General features: G+C 74.5%; 16 protein-coding genes. 9 read left to right on the top strand and 7 right to left on the bottom strand.

The window, feature by feature from the left end; translation table 11 throughout:
• Nucleotides 1-90: 90 nt before the first annotated feature.
• The 3 genes from IE273_RS09540 to IE273_RS09530 all read right to left on the bottom strand — a co-directional run bounded on the left by IE273_RS09540 (nucleotide 91) and on the right by IE273_RS09530 (nucleotide 4294).
• Nucleotides 91-2322 (bottom strand): molybdopterin oxidoreductase family protein, encoded by a 2232-nt coding sequence (locus IE273_RS09540; RefSeq protein WP_189814717.1) that lies wholly within the window; start codon nucleotides 2320-2322, stop codon nucleotides 91-93.
• 699 nt (nucleotides 2323-3021) lie between these two features.
• Nucleotides 3022-3639 (bottom strand): TetR/AcrR family transcriptional regulator, encoded by a 618-nt coding sequence (locus IE273_RS09535; protein WP_189814716.1) that lies wholly within the window; start codon nucleotides 3637-3639, stop codon nucleotides 3022-3024.
• Between the two features lie 133 nt (nucleotides 3640-3772).
• On the bottom strand, nucleotides 3773-4294 hold the full coding sequence (locus tag IE273_RS09530) for a hypothetical protein (RefSeq protein WP_189814715.1): 522 nt from the start codon (nucleotides 4292-4294) through the stop codon (nucleotides 3773-3775).
• A gap of 150 nt (nucleotides 4295-4444) precedes the next feature.
• Here IE273_RS09530 and hmgA point away from each other — a divergent pair, with 150 nt between their 5' ends.
• The 3 genes from hmgA to IE273_RS09515 all read left to right on the top strand — a co-directional run bounded on the left by hmgA (nucleotide 4445) and on the right by IE273_RS09515 (nucleotide 8073).
• A complete protein-coding gene (gene hmgA / locus IE273_RS09525; RefSeq protein ID WP_189814714.1) occupies nucleotides 4445-5791 on the top strand; it encodes a homogentisate 1,2-dioxygenase in 1347 nt (448 codons plus the stop codon).
• A gap of 46 nt (nucleotides 5792-5837) precedes the next feature.
• Entirely contained in the window at nucleotides 5838-6584 is a 747-nt protein-coding gene (locus IE273_RS09520; protein WP_189814713.1) for a GntR family transcriptional regulator, read from the top strand.
• A 334-nt stretch (nucleotides 6585-6918) separates the two neighbouring features.
• Entirely contained in the window at nucleotides 6919-8073 is a 1155-nt protein-coding gene (locus IE273_RS09515; RefSeq protein ID WP_189814712.1) for a type ISP restriction/modification enzyme, read from the top strand.
• Between the two features lie 145 nt (nucleotides 8074-8218).
• Here IE273_RS09515 and IE273_RS09510 read toward each other — a convergent pair whose 3' ends face one another.
• The gene (locus IE273_RS09510) at nucleotides 8219-8929 is read right to left on the bottom strand and encodes a TetR/AcrR family transcriptional regulator (RefSeq protein WP_189814711.1); all 711 of its coding nucleotides are present in this window, start codon (nucleotides 8927-8929) and stop codon (nucleotides 8219-8221) included.
• A gap of 63 nt (nucleotides 8930-8992) precedes the next feature.
• Here IE273_RS09510 and IE273_RS09505 point away from each other — a divergent pair, with 63 nt between their 5' ends.
• Genes IE273_RS09505 through IE273_RS09495 form a run of 3 tightly spaced genes read left to right on the top strand, consistent with a single transcriptional unit; the run spans nucleotide 8993 to nucleotide 11969 of the window.
• On the top strand, nucleotides 8993-9949 hold the full coding sequence (locus tag IE273_RS09505; protein ID WP_189814710.1) for an ATP-binding cassette domain-containing protein: 957 nt from the start codon (nucleotides 8993-8995) through the stop codon (nucleotides 9947-9949).
• Nucleotides 9946-10725: an ABC transporter permease gene (locus tag IE273_RS09500; RefSeq protein WP_014671777.1), complete on the top strand. Its 780-nt coding sequence runs from the start codon at nucleotides 9946-9948 to the stop codon at nucleotides 10723-10725. Before IE273_RS09505 ends, IE273_RS09500 begins: the two co-directional genes overlap by 4 nt.
• Before the next feature lie 47 nt (nucleotides 10726-10772).
• Complete coding sequence (locus IE273_RS09495) at nucleotides 10773-11969, top strand: CaiB/BaiF CoA transferase family protein (RefSeq protein ID WP_189814709.1); 1197 nt, start codon at nucleotides 10773-10775, stop codon at nucleotides 11967-11969.
• Nucleotides 11970-12010: 41 nt separating this feature from the next.
• Here the strand turns inward: IE273_RS09495 and IE273_RS09490 are convergent, their stop codons facing one another.
• The 3 genes from IE273_RS09490 to IE273_RS09480 all read right to left on the bottom strand — a co-directional run bounded on the left by IE273_RS09490 (nucleotide 12011) and on the right by IE273_RS09480 (nucleotide 13842).
• Nucleotides 12011-12280 carry a hypothetical protein gene (locus tag IE273_RS09490; RefSeq protein ID WP_041665066.1) on the bottom strand — a complete coding sequence of 90 codons (270 nt, stop codon included), beginning with the start codon at nucleotides 12278-12280 and terminating at the stop codon, nucleotides 12011-12013.
• A 126-nt stretch (nucleotides 12281-12406) separates the two neighbouring features.
• The gene (locus IE273_RS09485) at nucleotides 12407-13252 is read right to left on the bottom strand and encodes an anti-sigma factor (RefSeq protein ID WP_189814708.1); all 846 of its coding nucleotides are present in this window, start codon (nucleotides 13250-13252) and stop codon (nucleotides 12407-12409) included.
• Entirely contained in the window at nucleotides 13249-13842 is a 594-nt protein-coding gene (locus IE273_RS09480; protein WP_189814998.1) for a sigma-70 family RNA polymerase sigma factor, read from the bottom strand. Before IE273_RS09480 ends, IE273_RS09485 begins: the two co-directional genes overlap by 4 nt.
• Nucleotides 13843-14001: 159 nt before the next feature.
• On the opposite strand from IE273_RS09480, the gene IE273_RS09475 reads away from it, so the two are divergent.
• The 3 genes from IE273_RS09475 (at nucleotide 14002) to IE273_RS09465 (ending at nucleotide 18870) form a co-directional block, all read left to right on the top strand.
• A complete protein-coding gene (locus IE273_RS09475; RefSeq protein ID WP_189814707.1) occupies nucleotides 14002-15570 on the top strand; it encodes a DUF4331 domain-containing protein in 1569 nt (522 codons plus the stop codon).
• 85 nt (nucleotides 15571-15655) lie between these two features.
• A complete protein-coding gene (locus tag IE273_RS09470; RefSeq protein WP_229887145.1) occupies nucleotides 15656-17269 on the top strand; it encodes a tetratricopeptide repeat protein in 1614 nt (537 codons plus the stop codon).
• A 17-nt stretch (nucleotides 17270-17286) separates the two neighbouring features.
• Nucleotides 17287-18870: a HoxN/HupN/NixA family nickel/cobalt transporter gene (locus tag IE273_RS09465; RefSeq protein ID WP_189814706.1), complete on the top strand. Its 1584-nt coding sequence runs from the start codon at nucleotides 17287-17289 to the stop codon at nucleotides 18868-18870.
• Nucleotides 18871-18897: the final 27 nt, after the last annotated feature.

The following is an 18897-nucleotide window of genomic DNA, read 5'->3' as shown; positions in this document are numbered from 1 at the left end:
ACCTGGGGGTCGGCGGTGCGATGACGTTAGGTCCGTTCAAACGGCGTTAACAAGATGTTGACGTGCGAGCAATAAGCGCGAAAGTCCAGGTCACGGCAGTGCTACGAGCTCGACGGGTACGCCGTTGAGGACCGCGTTGCCCGACAGCGGGTCGAGCAGGCTGCCGTCGAGCAGCTGATTGACGTTGACGCCGGGGTCGGTGGAGGCGTGGCCCAGCCGGGTGCCGGGCCGGTCGTGGCCCCAGCCGTGCGGCAGGCTCACCACACCGGGCCGGACGCCGTCGGTGACCTCCGCGGGGGCCACCACCTCTCCCCCGGCGCCCTTGACGCGGACGTCCGCGCCGTCCCGGACGCCGAGGCGGGCCGCGTCCTCGGGGTGGATGTGCACCGTGCAGCGGTTGCTGCCGCCGGTGAGCGCGGGCACGTTGTGCATCCAGCTGTTGTTGGAGCGCAGATGGCGGCGGCCGACCAGGACGAGGCCCGCGGGCCGCTCGCGCAGGGCCGCGCGGAGCCGGGGCAGATCGTCGGCGAGGGGCCCGGGCAGCAGCTCGACCTTGCCGCTGCGGGTCTTCAGCGGCTGCGGCAGCCGCGGGCGCAGCGGGCCGAGGTCGATGCCGTGCGGGTGGGCGAGCAGCTTCTCCAGGGTCAGCCCGTCGGGGCGGGCGCCGAAGCCGTCGCCGTACGGGCCGAGGCGCAGCATCAGGTCGAGCCGTCGCTCGGGGCCGTTGTCGCCGATCAGCAGGGCGGCGAGCTCGTGCGGGTCGCGTCCGTGCACCGGCCCGTGCGCGTCCTGGACAGCCTTGCCGAGGGTCTGGTCGATGACCATCGCGTCGACGGCGGCCGGGTCGGCGCCGTGCATGCCCGTGGCGGCCAGGACCAGCCGGGCGAGGATCTCGGTCTCCGCCATGCGGCCGGGCTCCAGCGGGACGGCGGGGCGGGTGTAGCGGACCTGGTTGCGCACGGCCAGGGCGTTGAAGGCGAAGTCGTGGTGCGGGCTCTGGGAGGGCGGGGGCGGGGGCAGGACGACGTGGGCGTGGCGCGAGGTCTCGTTGAGGTACGGGTCGACGCTGACCATGAAGTCCAGGGAGTCCAGGGCCTTGTCGAGCCGGTCGCCGTCGGGCGCGGAGAGCACGGGGTTGGCGGCGACGGCGATCAGCGCGCGCACCGGTGTCCCCTCGTCGGTCGCGGTGTCGATCTCCTCGGCGAGCGCGGCGAGCGGCAACTCCCCCTTCGCCTCCGGGTGTCCGCTCACCCGGGAGTGCCAGCGGCCGAGCGCGAAGCCACGCCCCGGGCCCGCCGGACGGGGCGCCTTGTCGGTGGCGGCCTGCGGGAAGAGCGCGCCGCCGGGCCGGTCCAGGTTGCCGGTGAGGATGTTCAGGACGTCGACCAGCCAGCTGGCCAGGGTGCCGTGCGGGACGGTGCAGCTGCCGATGCGGGCGTAGACGGCGGCGGCCGGGGCGGCGGCCAGCTCGCGGGCGAGGGTGCGGATGACACCGGTGTCCAGGTCGCAGGCGGGCGCCACGGCCTCGGGGGTGAAGTCGCCCAGCGCGTCCCGGAGTTCGTCGAGTCCCTCGACGTGCGGGGCCAGGTGCCGGAGGTCGACCAGGTCCTCCGTGAAGAGGGTGTGGGCCATCGCGGCGAGCAGCAAGGCGTCGGCGCCGGGGCGTATCGCCAGGTGGCGGTCGGCGAGCTTCGCGGTGCGGGTGCGGCGCGGGTCCACGACGGTGAGCCGGCCGCCGCGCGCCCTGAGAGCCTTGAGCCTGCCGGGGAAGTCGGGGGCGGTGCACAGACTGCCGTTGGACTCAAGGGGGTTGGCGCCGATGAGCAGCAGGTGGTCGGTGTGGTCGAGGTCCGGCACCGGGATGGCGCCCGCGTCGCCGAACAGCAGCCCGCTGGACACGTGCTTGGGCATCTGGTCGACCGTGGAGGCGGTGAACAGGCTGCGGGTGCGCAGGGCGCCGAGCAGGACCGGCGGGTAGAGGGCGCCGGCCACGGTGTGCACGTTGGGGTTGCCGAGGACCACGCCCACGGCGTCGGGACCGTACCGCTCCACCACCGGGCGCAGACCCGCGGCGACCGCGTCGAAGGCCTCCTCCCAGGTGGCCTCGCGCAGGCCGCCGTTCTCCCGGACGAGCGGGGTGCGCAGCCGGTCGGGGTCGCCGTCGACGGCACCGAAGGCGGCGCCCTTGGGGCAGATGAACCCCTTGCTGAAGACGTCGTCCCGGTCACCGCGGGCGCCGGTGACGCGGGTGCCCTCGACGGTGAGGGTCAGCCCGCAGGTGGCCTCGCACAGGGGGCAGATTCGCAGGGCGGTGCGGGACACGGGTCCTCCCGGAGGGGTCGGCGACGGGGTCGCCCGCGCACGAGCGGGCGGACCGGCTGGGGCGAGCATACCGACCGGTATGCACGGAGGGGAGGCCCCGCACGTGACCCTTCCGTTCCGGCACACCCTCGGGCCGCCGGGCACCGGCCGACGGGTGACACGCCGACCGGCCCACGCCGGGCGTCGGGCGACACTTCAGCCGATCCATGCCGGTCTTGGAGGTGACTCCGGGCGGCCCGCGCCGGCCTCGGGGTGACTCCGGGCAGCCCGCACCGGCCTCGGGGGTGACTCCGGGCGGCCCGCGCCGGTCTTGGGGTGACTCCGGGCAGCCCGCGTAGGTCTCGGGGGCGGCTCTGGGCGGCCCGCGCCGGTCTTGGGGGTGGCTCCGGGCGACCCGCGCAGGCCGTCGGACGGCACTTCACCGACCCACGTCAGTCGTCGGACGGCGCTCCGGTCGGCCCGCGCCGACCGCCGGATGACGATCGGCCCGACCCGCGTCGACCGCCGACGGATGCCCTTCGCCCGACCCATGCCAGCCCTCAAAGCGACACTCCGGCCGGCCCGCGCCGGTCTTGGGAAGTGACTCCGGGCGGCCCGCGCCGGTCTTGGGGGGTGACTCCGGGCGGCCCGCTCAGGCCGTCGGATGGCACTCCGGGCGGCCCGCTCAGGCCGTCGGATGGCGCTCCGTCCGCCCATGTCTCAGTCCAGCACGCGTCCCAGGTACGCCCGGAGCAGTTCCCGGGTCTCGGTGATGATCGCCTCGTCGCCCTGCGGGTCGATCCGGAAGGCGAGTTGGACGAGGGTGTCGGCGCTCTCCACGGCGACCAGGAAGGCTCGCCGCAGGTCCGCGTCCGGGATGCGGCCGAGATAGCCGGCGAGCAGGTCGGTGAGCCGGTCGGCGACCCGGGTGTTGGGCTCGTCGTGGCGGGAGCCGACCGGGATCTGGTTGCCGAAGTCCACCAGGGAGAAGCCGGGAGCCGTGCGCTTCATGCCCAGGTACTCGTCCAGGACGGCGTCCATGGCGGCCCGCCAGTCCCCCTTGCCGGCCTTCTTCAGCCGGTCGGTGACACGCTCGACGTACCGCTCCAGGTTGCGCTGGGCGAGGGCGTCGGCCATCTGCCGCTTGTTGCCGAAGAAGCGGTAGACCGAGCCGATGGGCACGCCGGCGCGCTGGGCGACCGCGCGCGTGCTCAGGGCGTCGTAGCCGACCTCGTCGAGGAGTTCGGCGCAGGCGTCCAGGATCCTGGTCAGCCGTTCGGCGCTGCGCCGCTGGACGGGCGCGCGGCGGAGGGATGTCGCGTGGGGCACGGGCTTCATGATGCCTTTCCGCCGGGGTCCGGTGAACCTCCCCCCACAGTACGGAGACAGGTGGCCCTTGCACTCAATCGCCGGCGGGGGCAGGGTACCGAAGGCCCTCGTCCGCCGGCGGGGGCGACGTTCCGATCGGCGCTCACCCCCTGCCCGTCTCCGCGTCGGACACCGTGATGTCGGCGGTGCTCTGGACCGGCTTGCCGCGGACGGCCCACACCGTGCCGTCGTCGGCGTACAGGCGCACGGTGACCTGGTGGGTGCCGTGCGGGACGAGACCGGCGGCCAGGTGGTACGTGGGGGTGCGCAGCCGGGCGACCCGGTGGCCGTCGACGAACAGGTGGGCGAGCCCGCGGCCGATGGCCGCCGCCGGCCGGGTGCCGGACGGGGAGAGCCGGAAGTGACGCAGGGTCAGCCGGACGTCCCAGCCGCCGGCCGAGTCCGGGGCGATCTCGACGGCGACCTCGGGGGCGTTCCGCTGGGCCACCTCGCGCAGGTTCCGGCCGGTCTCGTCGGTGTCGTCCAGCACCTTCCCCACGGGCGACGGCGAGACGGTCGTCCCGCCGTGCGCCGCACCGCTGGTGCAGGCCGCCGCTCCAAGCGGCAGCAGGACGCCCACCGCGAGCGCGGCGAGGGGTCCACGCGTCCACTTCGTCCACGACATGACCGGGAGCGTAGAACAGCACCGCGGCATTCCGGATCCCCCTGAAGTCTGGTTCCCGCCGTACCCCGCGGGGAGGACCACGCCCCTCTTGCGCGGACCCCCACGCATTCCTACGGTGATGCATAGGAATCGGGAGCACAAGGAGCGATCATGAGCGATGGGGGCACCTCCCGCGCGAGCGTGTTCGAGCGCGGGGGAGCACGGAAGACCGCCGAGGGGCTGTCGTATCTGACCGGGTTCGGCAACGAACACGCCTCGGAGGCGGTGCCGGGCGCCCTGCCCGAGGGCCGCAACTCGCCGCAGCGCGCACCGCTGGGCCTGTACGCCGAGCAGCTGAGCGGTACGGCGTTCACCGAGCCGCGGGCGCACAACCGGCGCTCCTGGCTCTACCGCATCCGCCCCTCGGCCGCGCATCCGGCGTTCACCCGCACCGACAACGGCGCGATCCGCACGGCGCCCTTCGCCGAGGCGGTGCCCGACCCCAACCGGCTGCGCTGGAACCCGCTGCCGCAGCCCCCGGCCGGCACCGACTTCCTCGCCGGCCTGTGGACGCTGGGCGGCAACGGCGACGCGACCCAGCGCACGGGCATGGCCGTGCACCTGTACCACGCCAACGCCTCGATGGAGCGGGTCTTCTCGGACGCCGACGGCGAGCTGCTGATCGTGCCGGAGCGCGGCGGGCTGCTGCTGCACACCGAGTTCGGCCGGCTTCATGTGGAGCCGGGCCATGTGGCGCTGATCCCCCGTGGAGTGCGCTTCCGTGTGGAGCTGCTCGATGAGTCGGCCCGAGGCTATGTGTGCGAGAACTATGGGGCGCCGTTCCGGCTGCCCGACCTCGGCCCGATCGGCGCCAACGGGCTCGCCAACCCCCGGGACTTCCGGGCTCCGGTGGCGGCGTACGAGGACGTCGAGGGGCCGGTGGAGGTGGTGAACAAGTTCTGCGGCAACCTGTGGACGGCGAGCTACGACCACAGCCCCCTGGACGTGGTCGCCTGGCACGGCAACCATGTGCCGTACACCTACGACCTGCGCCGCTTCAATGTGATCGGCACCATCTCCTACGACCACCCGGATCCGTCCGTCTTCACGGTGCTGACCTCGCCGTCGGACACCCCGGGCCTGGCCGGCGTGGACTTCGTGGTCTTCGCGCCGCGCTGGCTGGTGGGCGAGGACACCTTCCGGCCGCCGTACTTCCACCGGAACGTGATGAGCGAGTACATGGGCCTGATCGAGGGCGCCTACGACGCCAAGGCGGAGGGCTTCGTGCCCGGCGGCGGCTCGCTGCACAACATGATGTCGGCGCACGGCCCGGACCGGGAGACGTTCGACCGGGCGAGCGCCGCCGAGCTGAAGCCGCAGAAGCTCGACGACGGACTGGCGTTCATGTTCGAGACCCGCTGGCCGGTGGCCCTCACCCCGCAGGCGGCGGGCGCCGACCACCTCCAGCAGCGCTACGACGACGTGTGGCAGGGGCTGCAACGGCACTTCCGCGGGTGACCGCCGCCGTTGCGCCGGACGTTCTTCGCCAGGTACGGATAACCGCGTGACCTCCTTCGCCCCGGATTCGATCGTCCTGAACCGCAAGCTGCCGCTGTGGTACCAGGTGTCGCAGTCGCTGCGCGCCTCGATACTCGGCCGCTCCCCCGAGGACCCGCTGCGCCTGCCCACCGAGGAGCGCCTGGCGGAGCACTACGGGGTGAGCGTGCTGACCATGCGCCAGGCGCTGAAGGAGCTGGAGGACGAGGGTCTGATCAGCCGGCACCGGCGGCGCGGCACGTTCATCGAGCCCGGGGCGCGGCGCGGGGCCCCCGTCCGGCTGCTGGGCTCGGTGGACGCGATCGTGGCCCAGCAGTCCGGGATGACGACCGAGCTGCTCGGCCACGGTCGCGTGCCGGTGCCCGCCGGGCTCGCCGAGTACTTCCCGGATCTCACGGAGGTGGCGGCGTACCACCGGCTGCGCAGCGACGAGAAGACCGGCGAGCCGACCAACCACGCCGTCAACCACATCCGCCCGGAACTGGCCGAGGGCATCGACCCGGAGGACCTGGTCCGCTGGCCGATGACCAAGGTGCTGCGGGATGTGGTGAAGGCGGACATCAGCCGGATCACGGACACGGTGGAGGCCCGGCTCGCCGACCCGGACACGGCCCGGCTGCTCGAAGTCCCGCTGCTCAGCCCGATCCTGCACTACACCGGGGTGACGTACGACAGCGAGGGCCGGGTGCTGGACGTGGCGGTCATCCACTACCGGGGCGACCGCTTCTCGTTCACGGTCACCCTCGACGCGTGAACGCTCCGCTGCCTCAGCCGGGAGCCGTCCGTCGCCTGCCGGCCCGGCGCGGCCAGGCGCACGGGCCCTCACGCCCCTACGAGGCCCCACCCGCTGCCGTAACACGCCATGCATGACGCACCACGACGCTCCACTGCCCCAGCCGGGAGGCCATCCGTCGCCTGCCGGCCCGGCGCGGCCAGGCGCACGGGCCCTCACACTCCTACGAGGCCCCCACCCGCTGCCGCAGCACGGCGTGCGACGCTCCACTGCCCCAGCCGGGAGGCCATCCGTCGCCTGCCGGTCCGTCGTGGGTTCCTCGCGCGCCTTCGAGGGCCCCACCCGCTGTCGTAGCATGCCGTGCGTGACGCACGACGACGCTCCGCTGCTGGCGGACCTCATGCCGTGGTCCGTCGCACCGCTGCGGCCGGGCCGCGCCTGGCCGACGGCACCGGACCCGGCCTCGCTGCGGGCCCGCTGGGACGCGCTGCTGAAGGCCGGGGGCCCGGACCGGGAGGCCCTGTTCGAGCCCACCCGCGCCCGTACGCTCCAGTCGGCGGTGGGTCAGTTGCCCGGTTCGCCCGCCGGCACCGGGCGGCTCGCGCGTGCCGAGGGGCCCTGCCCGGAGCCGGTGCGGGTGCTGGCCGCTCCCTTCGACGAGCAGTGGCTGATCCCGGACCACCGGCTGCTCGACACGGCCCGCCCGGAGCTGTGGCGGGTGGCGGACGCGCGGCAGGTGTTCACGGTCGAGACGGGCGACGCCGACGCCCCGCTGCTGGCGACCGCGCTGCTGCCCACCCTGCGCCCGGGCCGCGTCCGCCCGCTCTACCGCCGCCCCGGCGGCACGGAACCGAACCTCGCCCCCGGCCTGCTGGACCATCTGGCGGCCCGGCTGGGCACGCGCCCCTCGGCACCGGACGTGCTGGCCTGGATCCTGATGACGGCCGGCCCCGGCCTCACCGTCCCGCTCACCGACGACCCCGGGCTGTGGGCGTCCGGCGTGGAGACGGGCCGCCGGGCACTGTGGCTGATGCGCCGGGACGGTGAGCGCCCGAAGCTGCCCGGCGGGCGGCGCCCGTACGTCCGCGCGCCCCTGCCGAACCGTCCGCTCGCCCTCCACTACGACCGCGACGACGAGACCCTGCACCTGGACGAGGGCCGTATCTCGCCCGTCCCGCCCGAGGCCTGGGACTACGAGGTGGCCGGGGTGCGGGTCCTGGAGAGCTGGTTCGCGGTGCGCACCGGGCCGGCGGAGCCGGGCACGCTCGCGGCGATCCGTCCCGCCGTCTGGCCGCAGACCTGGACGTCGGAGCTGCTGGAGCTGATCACGGTCCTCGCCCTGCTGGCGGAACTGCGGTCGTCGCGCGACGGGTTGAAGGTGACGTCACCGGTCACGGCGGCCGAGCTGCGGGAGGCGGGCGTCCTGCCGGTGCCGGAGTCCTCCCGCCGCCCCGCCTCGGTCCTCGACCACCACGAGGAGGGCCCGGACGGGCAGGTCCCGTTGCTCTAGCCGTCCCCGGCCGGCGCGTCATGCGCCCGCCCTCGGCGCACCGCGTCCCTGGTCCGATCACGGCGGCCTCGGGCCGCCCCCCATGGGGGCGCGGGGAACGGCGCGACCGGCCGCCCACGGTCCGCACCCGCCGCACCCGCCCGGCTCAGCGCGGCGCGAACGCGTCGAGAACCCTCTCCACCATCCGCTCGAACACCGCCTCCAGATCGATCGGCCCCGCGTCCTGCGCGAACGCCGCCGCCATGCGCGGATACGCGCCGGAGGCGATCTGGCGGCCCAGGTGGGCGATGCGGACCGCGTTCTCCTCGTCCTCCGACCACGGCAGGGCCCGCACCCGCTCGGCGGTGTCGAGTTCGTTGCGGACGTAGGTCGTGACCATGCCGTTCAGCATCGCGATGAACTCCATCTTGGTGCCGTACGCCGCCTCCAGCGGGTCCAGGCAGGCCAGGCAGTGCTCCAGGTAGCGCAGGGCGTGCGGGCTGAAGCCGTAGACGGGGGACATCAGACGCGGCAGCCACGGGTGCCGGTGCATCAGCTCACGGGTCTGCCGCGCCACCCGGCGCATGTCGCCGCGCCAGTCGCCGCTGGGCTCCCACAGCTCGTGCTCCGCGCCCGCCGCGTCCACCATGAGCTCGTACAGGTCCTCCTTGCGGGGGACGTAGTTGTACAGCGACATGGTGCCGCAGCCCAGCTCGGCCGCGACGTGGCGCATCGACACCGCGTCGAGCCCTCGCGCGTCGGCGATCCGGACGGCGGCGGCGGCGATGTCGTCGCGCGTGTACGCCGGTTTCGGACCTCGGCCGGTGCGCTCGGGGCGCGCCCAGATCACCTCGGGGACGGCCCCTCGGACTGCCATCGCTCATCACCTCGGCCACCATCGTAGTTACGTACACCGTACGTAGTGCGGTATGGTCCCGGCATGACTACTACGTACGCTGTACTTAGTGCAGGTCTGGAGAAGCGCTTCGGCGCCGTGCGGGCCGTGCGCGGGCTCGATCTGGCCGTGGCCGAGGGCACGGTCTGCGGGCTGCTGGGGCCCAACGGGGCGGGGAAGACGACGGCGGTGCGGCTGCTGACCACGCTGCTGCGCCCGGACGGGGGCTCGGCGCGGATCGCCGGGCACGACGTCGTGCGGGAGGCGGCGGCCGTGCGGCGCCGGATCGCGGTCACCGGGCAGTACGCCTCGGTCGACGGGGACCTCACCGGCCGGGAGAACCTGCGGCTGTTCGCCCGGCTGCACCGGGTGCGCGGGCCGGCCGCCCGCGCCGACGAGCTGCTGGAGCGCTTCGGGCTGACCGAGGCGGCGGACCGGAAGGCGGCGGCGTACTCGGGCGGCATGCGGCGCCGGCTGGACCTCGCCGCGAGCCTGCTGCGCCGTCCCGACGTGCTCTTCCTGGACGAGCCGACCACCGGGCTCGACCCGGCCAGCCGCGCCCGCATCTGGCAGGCGGTGCGCGAGCTGAAGGCGGACGGCACGACCGTGCTGCTGACCACCCAGTACCTGGAGGAGGCCGACCGGCTCGCCGACGACATCGCCCTGGTGGACCGGGGCCAGGTCGCCCACACCGGCTCGCCCGCCGCGCTGAAGGCGCTCATCGGGTCCCATGTGGAGGCGGTGGTCGCGGACGCCGGCGCGCTGACCCGGGCGGCGGCCGTGCTCGACCGGCTGACCGGCAGGGAGCCCGTGTTCGACCGTGAGCGCTGCGCCGTCGGCGCGGTCACCACCGATCCGACGCTGACCCTGCCCCGCCTGGTGCGCGAACTCGACGCGGCCGGTGTGCCGTTGCTGGACGCCGGCATCCGGCCGCCCACCCTCGACGACGTCTTCCTGCGGCTCACCGGTGAGTCCGCCGACAGTGAGGAGCGTGCCGCGTGAGCGCGTTGGCGTACGACGGACTGGCGATGGCGGGCCGGCAGCTCCGCCGGGTCCGCAACACCCCGGGCCTGGCCATCCTGACCCAGCTGATGCCGGTCAACATGCTGCTGTTCTTCGGCTACGTGTTCGGCAGCGCCCTGGCGGTGCCCGGCCGCGAGTACCGGTCCTTCCTGGTGCCCGGGCTGCTCGCCGCCACGGCCGCCGGCGGGCTGATGACCGGCATGTTCCAGGCCGCCCAGGACACCCACCGGGGGGTGATGGACCGGTTCCGCACGATGCCGGTGAGCCGGGCCGCCGTACCGCTCGGGCAAGCCGTCGCCGACCTCCTCGTCACGGCCGTCGGGACGGTGCCGCTGCTGCTGACCGGGCTCGCGGTGGGCTGGCGGATCGAGGGGTCCGCGGCCGGGGCGGCCGGCGCCGTGGGGCTGCTGCTGCTCTTCCGGTTCGCCTGCACCTGCGCCGGGATCCTCCTGGGCCTGCTGTCCCGCAGCGAGGAAGCCGCCGGGCAGCTCGGCGCCGCCTCCTTCGTGCTGCCGCTGCTGTCGAACGCGTACATCCCGACCGGCAACCTGCCGCACTGGCTGCGCGTGCTCGCCGAGTGGAACCCGATCAGCGCGGTGACCACCGCCCTGCGGGACCTCTTCGGCAACGCGCCCGTCCCGGCGGGCGCCGCCTGGCCGGTGGCACACCCGGTCGCGGGGTCGCTGGCCTGGAGCCTCGCCCTGACGGCGCTGTTCCTGCCGCTCGCCGTGCGCAGGTACGCCCGGACCGAATGAGTCCGCACTGCTGACAGGGCCGCCGGTCAGGGGAGATCATCCACCCCATGGATCGTCTCCCGCTGCCCCTGGACGGCATCACCGTCGTCGCCGTCGAACAGGCCGTGTCCGCGCCCTTCGCCACCCGGCAGCTCGCCGACCTGGGGGCCAGGGTCATCAAGGTGGAGCGGGTCGACGGCGGCGACTTCGCGCGCGGCTACGACACCGCGGCCCGCGGTCTCGCCTCGCACTTCGTGTGGTGCAACCGTGGCAAGGAGTCCATCGCGCTGGACCTCAAGGACCCGCGCGGCCTGGACGTCGTACGGCGGCTGGTCGCGGACGCGGACGTGTTCGTGCAGAACCTCGCGCACGGCGCGGCGGCCCGGCTCGGCCTGGACGCGGCCACGCTGTGCGCCGCGCACCCGCGGCTGATCGCCGTGGACATCTCGGGCTACGGCGGCTCGGGGCCGTACACGGACAAGCGGGCGTACGACATGCTCGTGCAGTGCGAGGCGGGGCTGGTGTCGGTGACCGGGACACCGGAGCAGCCGGTGAAGGCGGGCATCCCGGCCGCGGACATCGCGGCGGCCATGTACGCGTTCTCCGGCGTGCTGGCCGCGCTCGTGCGGCGCGGGACGACCGGGCGGGGCGGGCCGGTGGAGGTGTCCATGCTGGAGGCGCTCGCCGAGTGGATGGGCCATCCGCTGCACCACGCGCTGCACGACGGGGAGCCGCCGGCCCGCACCGGGCTGGCGCACGCCGTGATCGCACCGTACGACGCCTATCCGACGGCGGACGGCGGGCGGGTGCTGCTGTCGGTGCAGAACAACCGGGAGTGGCGGCGGCTCGCCGAACAGGTCGTGGGCCGCCCGGAACTGGGCACCGATCCGGCGTACGCGACCAATGCCGCGCGGGTGGCGCACCGGGAGCGGACCGACGCCCTGGTCGCGGGGGCGCTGGCGGTGCTGGACGCCGAGGAGGCGCTGGCCCGGCTGGAGAAGGCGGGCATCGCCTGCGCCCGGCTGCGGGACGTGCGCGAGCTGGCGGAGCATCCGCAGCTGGCGGCCAGGGAGCGGTGGCGCCAGGTGGGGTCGCCTGCCGGGCCGTTGAAGGCGCTGCTGCCCCCCGTCACGCTGCCGGGCGGGGACGAGGCACGGATGGGTGACGTGCCCGCACTCGGACAGCACACCGAAGCGCTGCTGCGTGCCGTGGGGATGACGGACGACGAGATCGCAGCGCTGCGCCGGGACGGTGTGGCGGCCTGAGCGCGGGCACCCCTGCTCGGGTCAGGGGCCCTGCGGTGCGGTCAGTGACCGCCGAACAGCGAACGGCGCAGCCGGCGCAGCGGCGCGAAGAGGGAGACGCGGCCGATCCGCGTGCCCCGGTCGCTGCGCTGCCGCACGGAGTCACGCGCCGTCAGCTCACGCATCAGCGACGTCGCCTCGACCGTCTCCCGCTGCGGTATGGCGGGACCCGCCAGCACCGACAGATGGCGGTCGAGCCGCGTACTGGTCGCGCTGCTCCCGCAGGTGATCGCAGGGATCCTGGCCCTGCTGCGCACTGTTATCTGCTCCATGTCACTCCCCACCCGTACGAGTCCACCCGGCCCGGGCAGGGTAACCCTATCGCCCCGGTGGGGCACGCGTGTATCTCGGCCACAGGATTCACCTTCCCCATAAGGTGGTTGATCATCCGCCTTTGACTACTCTCCGAATCCGACCGATTTCAGGGTGAGTTGGACAAGGGGCTGACCAGTCGGCTGTGCTGACCCACCGTCAGGCTCGACGGTCACGGCGAGTGACGTCGAGGAGGCGTCGAGCCCCTTGGCGACCAGGGGCGTGTCGCCCGCGAGGAGCCCCAGGGAGCGCGGTCGCACCCGGGGACGCATGAGCCAGAGCTGGTGCACGCGCCCGCCGGACGGGGTGCCGTACCCGCTGAGGGTGACGACGGCCTCCCGCTCGGAGGCGGAAGCGATTACTCCGATACTGCGGCCGCGCGCGTCCCCGCTGCTCACCGCGCGGGCGTCCGGAGCGGCCAGAACGTGGGCGATCTCACGTGCCCGGGCCCGCTCGGCGGCGAGCCGGTCCTCGGTGCGGTGCGCCTGGACCGCGAAGAGGGAGGCGACGACGAGCGCCGCGGCGGCCGTGACCGTGGCGAACGGGACGAAGAGGGGGCGGCGGGACCGGGACGTACGGGCGCGGCCCGGCGGGGGCTGGGCGCCCCAGACGTGCGGCGGAAGCTGGGGGGCGCGCTCCCGGGCCGGCGTCCGGTCCCGTGCGCCCGTGCGGCCACGCGCCGGCTCCTGCGGGGTGGTACGGACGGTGGCCAGGACCCGCTCGCGCAGGGCGGGGGGCGCCGGGGCCGCCGTCGACCAGGCGAGGCGGACCGCGTCCTCGGCCAGTTCCCGCACCTCCGCGGCGCAGCGGTCGCAGCCCGCCAGGTGCTTCTCGAAGCGGCGCCGCTCGCCCCGTTCCAGCGCGTCGAGCGCGTAGGGCGCGGCGAGGGAGTGCGGGTCCTCGCGGCCCAGCAGCCGGCCGAGGATGCTCATGCGGCGCCTCCCAGGCACTGGCGCAGCCGGGTGAGTCCGTCGCGCATCCGCGTCTTGACCGTGCCGAGCGGCAGCGAGAGCCGCTCGGCCACCTCACGGTAGGTGTACCCGTCGTAGTAGGCCAGGGTCACCGACTGGCGTTGCAGGGCCGTGAGCCGGTTCAGGCAGCGGCGCACCCACTCGCGTTCCAGACCGGCCTCGACCTCCTCGGCGACCTGGTCGAACGCGGGCTCCCCGGCGCGCAGGGCCTCGCGCTGCTCGCGTTCGCCGGCCGCGCGGGCGCTGCGCACCTGGTCGACGGCGCGGCGGTGGGCGAGGGTGAGGATCCAGGACAGGGCGCTGCCCCGGCCGGGGTCGAACCGGGCCGCGGAGCGCCACAGTTCGAGCAGCACCTCCTGGGCGACCTCCTCGGACTGGGCGGGGTCCCGCACCACCCGGCGCACCAGGCCGAACACCGGCCCGGAGACCAGGCCGTACAGCTCCTCGAACGCCCTGTGATCGCCGCCGGCCACGAGCACCAGCAGCTCGTCCGCCCGCGTGCCGGCCCCCTCTCCGTGGCCGCAGCCGGCTCTTCCTCGCGCACCGCGCATCCGCACCGTGACACACCTCCCCGAGGGGGTACGGATCAGCGGGCCGAAAACGCGGGTCCGGCGGCGGTGAAAAGTATTTCGCGGCCGACCGATCCGATCGGCGTTCCCGCTCCGTATACCCGTCCGTCACAAGGCAAGTCGGCACTGAGGACGGACGGCATGACACCTCTCTTCTCCAGGGGCGCCCTCACCAGGAGGGCGCCCTCCGGGCGCGGCACCGGACGCACGGGCCTGGTCACGCTCATCTGCGGGGCGCTGGCCGCCGGAGGGCTCACGGCCGCCGGCGTCGCCACGCTGGAACCCGGGACGGCCGCCGCCTCCTCCCACCGGGAGGCCCCGCTGATCTCGGGCACCCCGCAGTACGACAACACGGACCTGTACGCGTTCGTCAGCCCGGACAAGCCCGACACGACGACGATCGTGGCGAACTGGATCCCGTTCGAGGAGCCGGCCGGCGGACCGAACTTCTACACGTTCGCCGACGACGCCCAGTACGACCTCCACATCGACAACAACGGTGACGCGCAGGGCGATATGGTCTTCCGCTACACCTTCCGGACCCGTACGGGGAACGGGAACACCTTCCTGTACAACACCGGTCCGGTCACCAGCCTGGACGACCCCGACCTCAACGTCACCCAGACCTACGACATCGATCTCATCAAGCTCCGCGGCGGGCACGAGGTGTCGAGGACCAAGCTGGCCGACGACGTGCCGGTGGCGCCGTCGAACGTCGGCAAGGCGTCCATGCCGGACTACGGGAAGCTGCGGGCGCAGGCGGTGTACAGGACGGCGGGCGGCGCCGCGACCTTCGCCGGGCAGGCGGACGACCCGTTCTTCCTGGACCTGCGCGTCTTCGACCTGCTGTACGGCGGGAACCTCACCGAGGTCGGCCGGGACACCCTCAAGGGCCACAACGTCAACACCATCGCCCTCCAGGTGCCGAACGAGCTGATCCGCGAGTCCGCCCGCCAACCGGTCGTCGGCGTCTGGTCGACCACCCAGCGCCGTAACGCCCAGGGCTACTACAGCCAGGTCTCGCGCCTCGGCAACCCGCTGGTCAACGAGGTCGTCAACCCGCAGAAGGACAAGGACAGGTTCAACGCGTCCCAGCCCGCGTACGACGCGCAGTTCCTGAAGAACGTCACCAACCCGGAGCTGCCGAAGCTCATCGAGTCGATCTACAAGATCAAGGCACCCGCCGAGCCGCGCGACGATCTGGTCGACGTCTTCCTCAAGGGCGTCAAGGGCCTCAACCAGCCGCCCAGCGTGCGGCCTTCTGAGGAGCTGCGGCTGAACACCTCCGTCAAGCCGAGCACGCACCCGAAGCGGCTGGGGGTGCTGGACGGCGACAACGCGGGCTTCCCGAACGGCCGCCGGCTCACCGACGACGTGATCGACGCGGCCCTCCAGGTGGTGGAGGGCGAACTGGTCGGCTCCGCGAACGACCTGGGCGACGCGGTCGACAGGAACGACAAGAAGTTCGAGAACCACTTCCCGTACGTCGCCCAGCCCACGTCCGGCTCGCGCGGCCCGCTCGCCAAGGGCACGACGGCGGGGACCGACGTGCGCAGTCAGCTCGGCGACGCGCTCCAGCCGGCCGGGGCCTCCGGCGGCTCCGGCGACACCGTGCTGATCGCCGCGTCGGCGGCCTCCGGTGCGGCCGGGATCCTGCTGATCGGCACCGCCTTCGCCTCGTGGCGCCGGCGCATGCGGCGCCCGTACTGACCCGCACCCACCGAGACCGGCGCGGCCCGTGTTCCTCTCCCCCACGGCGGGCCGCGCCTCCCACACGACCGACGGAGGAGAAGGCATGGGCCCGCGCGGGCAGGACGACGAGCAGGACGGGCAGCGGGTGGCGCGGCAGGAGGACGGGCGGAGGGTGGTGGGTGACGAGGAGGACGGACGCAGCACGGGTACGGCCCCGGACGCGTCCTCGGCACCGTCCGCGCCGGCGCCCTCGCCTCCCGGTGCGGCACCTTCCGGGGCGGCGCCCTCGCCTCCCGGTGCGGCACCTTCCGGGGCGGCGCCCTCGCCTCCCGGTGCGGTCTCCTCGTGCGGCGACGAGCGGGTCGCCGCCGTGCGGCGGGCCGGTGCTCTCGGGCGGCTGTGGCGGGGACGGGCTCAACTGACGTTGAGCGCGTCCCTGTTGGCGGTCGCCCTGACCGGCGGCACGATCGCGCTGGGTGAGGGCCGGGTGCCTGCGTCCGCGCCGGTCTCCGTCGGCGCCGCCGACCCCGGTGTCCTCGGCGGCGGTGACCTGGACGCGAGCGTCACCGCGCTCCAGACGCACCTGCGGTCCCAGCCGAAGGACGCCGGCGCGTGGGCCACCCTCGCCCTGGCCTACGTCGAGCAGGCGCGGACCGAGGGTGACCCGTCCCGGTACCCGCGGGCGGAACAGGCGCTGCGGCGGTCCCTGTCGCTGGCGCCGGACGGCGACCAGGCCCTGGCCGGCCGTGCCGCCCTCGCCGCCGCCCGGCACGACTTCAAGGACGCCCTGGCCTTCGCGGACGCGGCCCTGCGCCGGAACCCGTACAGCGAACGCGCGCTGTCCTCCCGGATCGACGCCCTGGTCGAACTCGGCCGGTACGCCGACGCCGCCGAGGCCGCGAAGACCGCCGACGCGCGCAGGCCGGGCGTACCGGTCTTCACCCGCTACGCGTACGTGCGCGAGCTGCGCGGGGACGTGACCACGGCACGCCGGGTGCTGGAACAGGCGCTGTCCGCCGCCGGTTCGCCGGGCGACACGGCGTACGTGGCCACACAGCTCGGCCAACTCGCCTGGAACCAGGGGGACCACGAGACGGCCCTCAGCTGCTACGCGCGCGCCCTGGCCGCAGAGGACGGCTACCTGCCGGCGCTGGAGGGCCGGGCCCGCGCGCGGGCGGCGAGCGGTGACCGTGCCGGGGCGATCACGGACATGGAGACGGTGGTCGCCCGCTCCCCGCTGCCCGGCCCGCTGGTCGAACTCGGCGAGCTGTACGAGGCGCGGGGCGCGGCCGGCGACCGGGCGCGGGCCCGGCGGCAGTACGCGCTGGTCGACGCCTGGACCTCGCTGGCCCGCGCCAACGGCGTCAACGCCGACCTGGACACCGCGCTGGCCGCCGCCGACCACGGCGACAAGCGGGCCGCCCTGCGCGCGGCCCGCGCCGAATGGGCCCGTCGGCACACCGTGCACACCGCCGACGCCCTCGCCTGGGCGCTGCACGTCAACGGCCGCGACGCCGAGGCCCTGCCCTTCGCCCGCCGGGCCACCGCCACCGGCTACCGCAACGCCGCCTTCCGCTACCACCGGGGCGTGATCGAGCTGGCCACCGGCCACCGGGCGGCCGGCCGCGCCTCGCTCGCCTCGGCCCTGGAACTGAACCCCGGCTTCTCCCCGCCGGGTGCGGCACGGGCCCGCGAGGCGCTGGAGGGAGCCGAGTGACACCGCGTCCACGCCGAGTGACACCGCGTCTGCTGTGCGTCCTGATCGCCGTGGGCGCCCTGGCCCTGCTCCCGGCGGGCACCGCGAACGCACACCCCCTCGGCAACTTCACCGTCAACCGCTACGACGGCCTGGTCGCCGCTCCCGGACAGCTCCGCGTCGACCATCTGGAGGACCTCGCCGAGATCCCGGCGACCCAGGCCGAGGCCGACATCGAGCGGCTGGGGCTGAGCGCGTGGGCCCGGCGGCGGTGCGCACGGGCCGCCGCCGACAGCGCCCTCCGGGTCGACGGGCGTACGACCGCCCTCATCGCCGCCCGCGGCAGCGCGCGCACACGTCCCGGCCAGGCCGGCCTCGACACCCTGAGCGTGGAGTGCCGGCTGACCGCCCCGCTGCCCCGCGCGAGCACCGTCACCCTCGACTTCCGGGGCGCGGGCGCCGCCGGCGGGCCCGGCTGGCGGGAGATCACGGCGCGGGGCGACCGTATGACCCTCACCGCGACCGACGTGCCGGAGGAGTCGGTGTCCCGGGAACTGACCGCCTACCCCCGGGACCTGCTGTCCTCCCCCGCCGACACCGGGACGGCCTCGCTGCGGGTGCGGCCCGGCGGCCCGGCGCTCGCGGCGGACGCGCAGCGGCGGGCGGCGCCGGGTGCCGGTGTGCTCCCCCGGGGTGCCGACCGCTGGACCCGGGCCCTGGACGACCTCGTGGCCCGGCGCGACCTCACCATCGGCTTCGCCGCTCTGGCCCTGCTCATCGCCGTCGCCCTGGGCGCGCTGCACGCGCTCGCGCCGGGCCACGGCAAGACCCTGATGGCCGCGACGGCGGCGGCGCGCGGGGGCCGGGCCCGGCCACGGGACGTGCTGCCGATGGCCGCCTCGGTCACCGTGACCCACACCCTCGGCGTGGTCGCCCTGGGCCTGCTGGTCACGGCCGGTTCGGCGGCCACACCGGCGGTGATCTCCTGGCTGGGCCTCGCCGGTGGCGTCCTGGTGCTGGCGGCGGGCGTCATCCTCGTCCGCCGCGCCTGGCGCGACCGTGCGCGGGCGACCGTCGCGGCCCAGGACGGGGTGGAACAACGGGAGTTGGCGACGGTGGGCGGGGGACACAGTGCCGCCCACCACCATCGCCACGACGACGGTGTGGAACACACCCATGGAGACCACACACCCCCCCACACGCACACCCACGGCGGCCATAGCCATGGTGGCCCCAGGCACACCCACGGCGGCCACACCCACAGCCACCCCACCGCGCCCACACTCCGGGGCACGGTCCTGCTGGGGTTCGCCGGTGGGCTGGTGCCCAGCCCGTCCGCCGTGGTCATCCTGGTCGGCGCCGCCGCGCTCGGCAAGGCCTGGTTCGGGCTGCTGCTCGTCGTGGCGTACGGGGCCGGTCTCGCGCTGACGCTCACCGCCGCCGGGGTCGCCGTCGTACGGCTGGGCGCGGGGGCGGTGCGGGTGCTGGAGCGGCGCCCGCGCTGGAGCGCCCATCCGGTGGCCCTCCTGGCGCGCCGGGCCCTGCCGCTGGGGTCGGCCCTGGTCGTGCTGGCGCTGGGCATGGGACTGGTGCTCAGGGGAGCCGCAGCCGCGCTGGGCTGAGCTGATTCTCCGGGGAGGGAGGACGCT

Origin of the sequence: Streptomyces olivaceoviridis (assembly GCF_014650115.1) — a bacterium.
GTDB lineage: Bacteria > Actinomycetota > Actinomycetes > Streptomycetales > Streptomycetaceae > Streptomyces > Streptomyces olivaceoviridis.
This window is presented reverse-complemented; position numbering and strand designations above follow the sequence as displayed.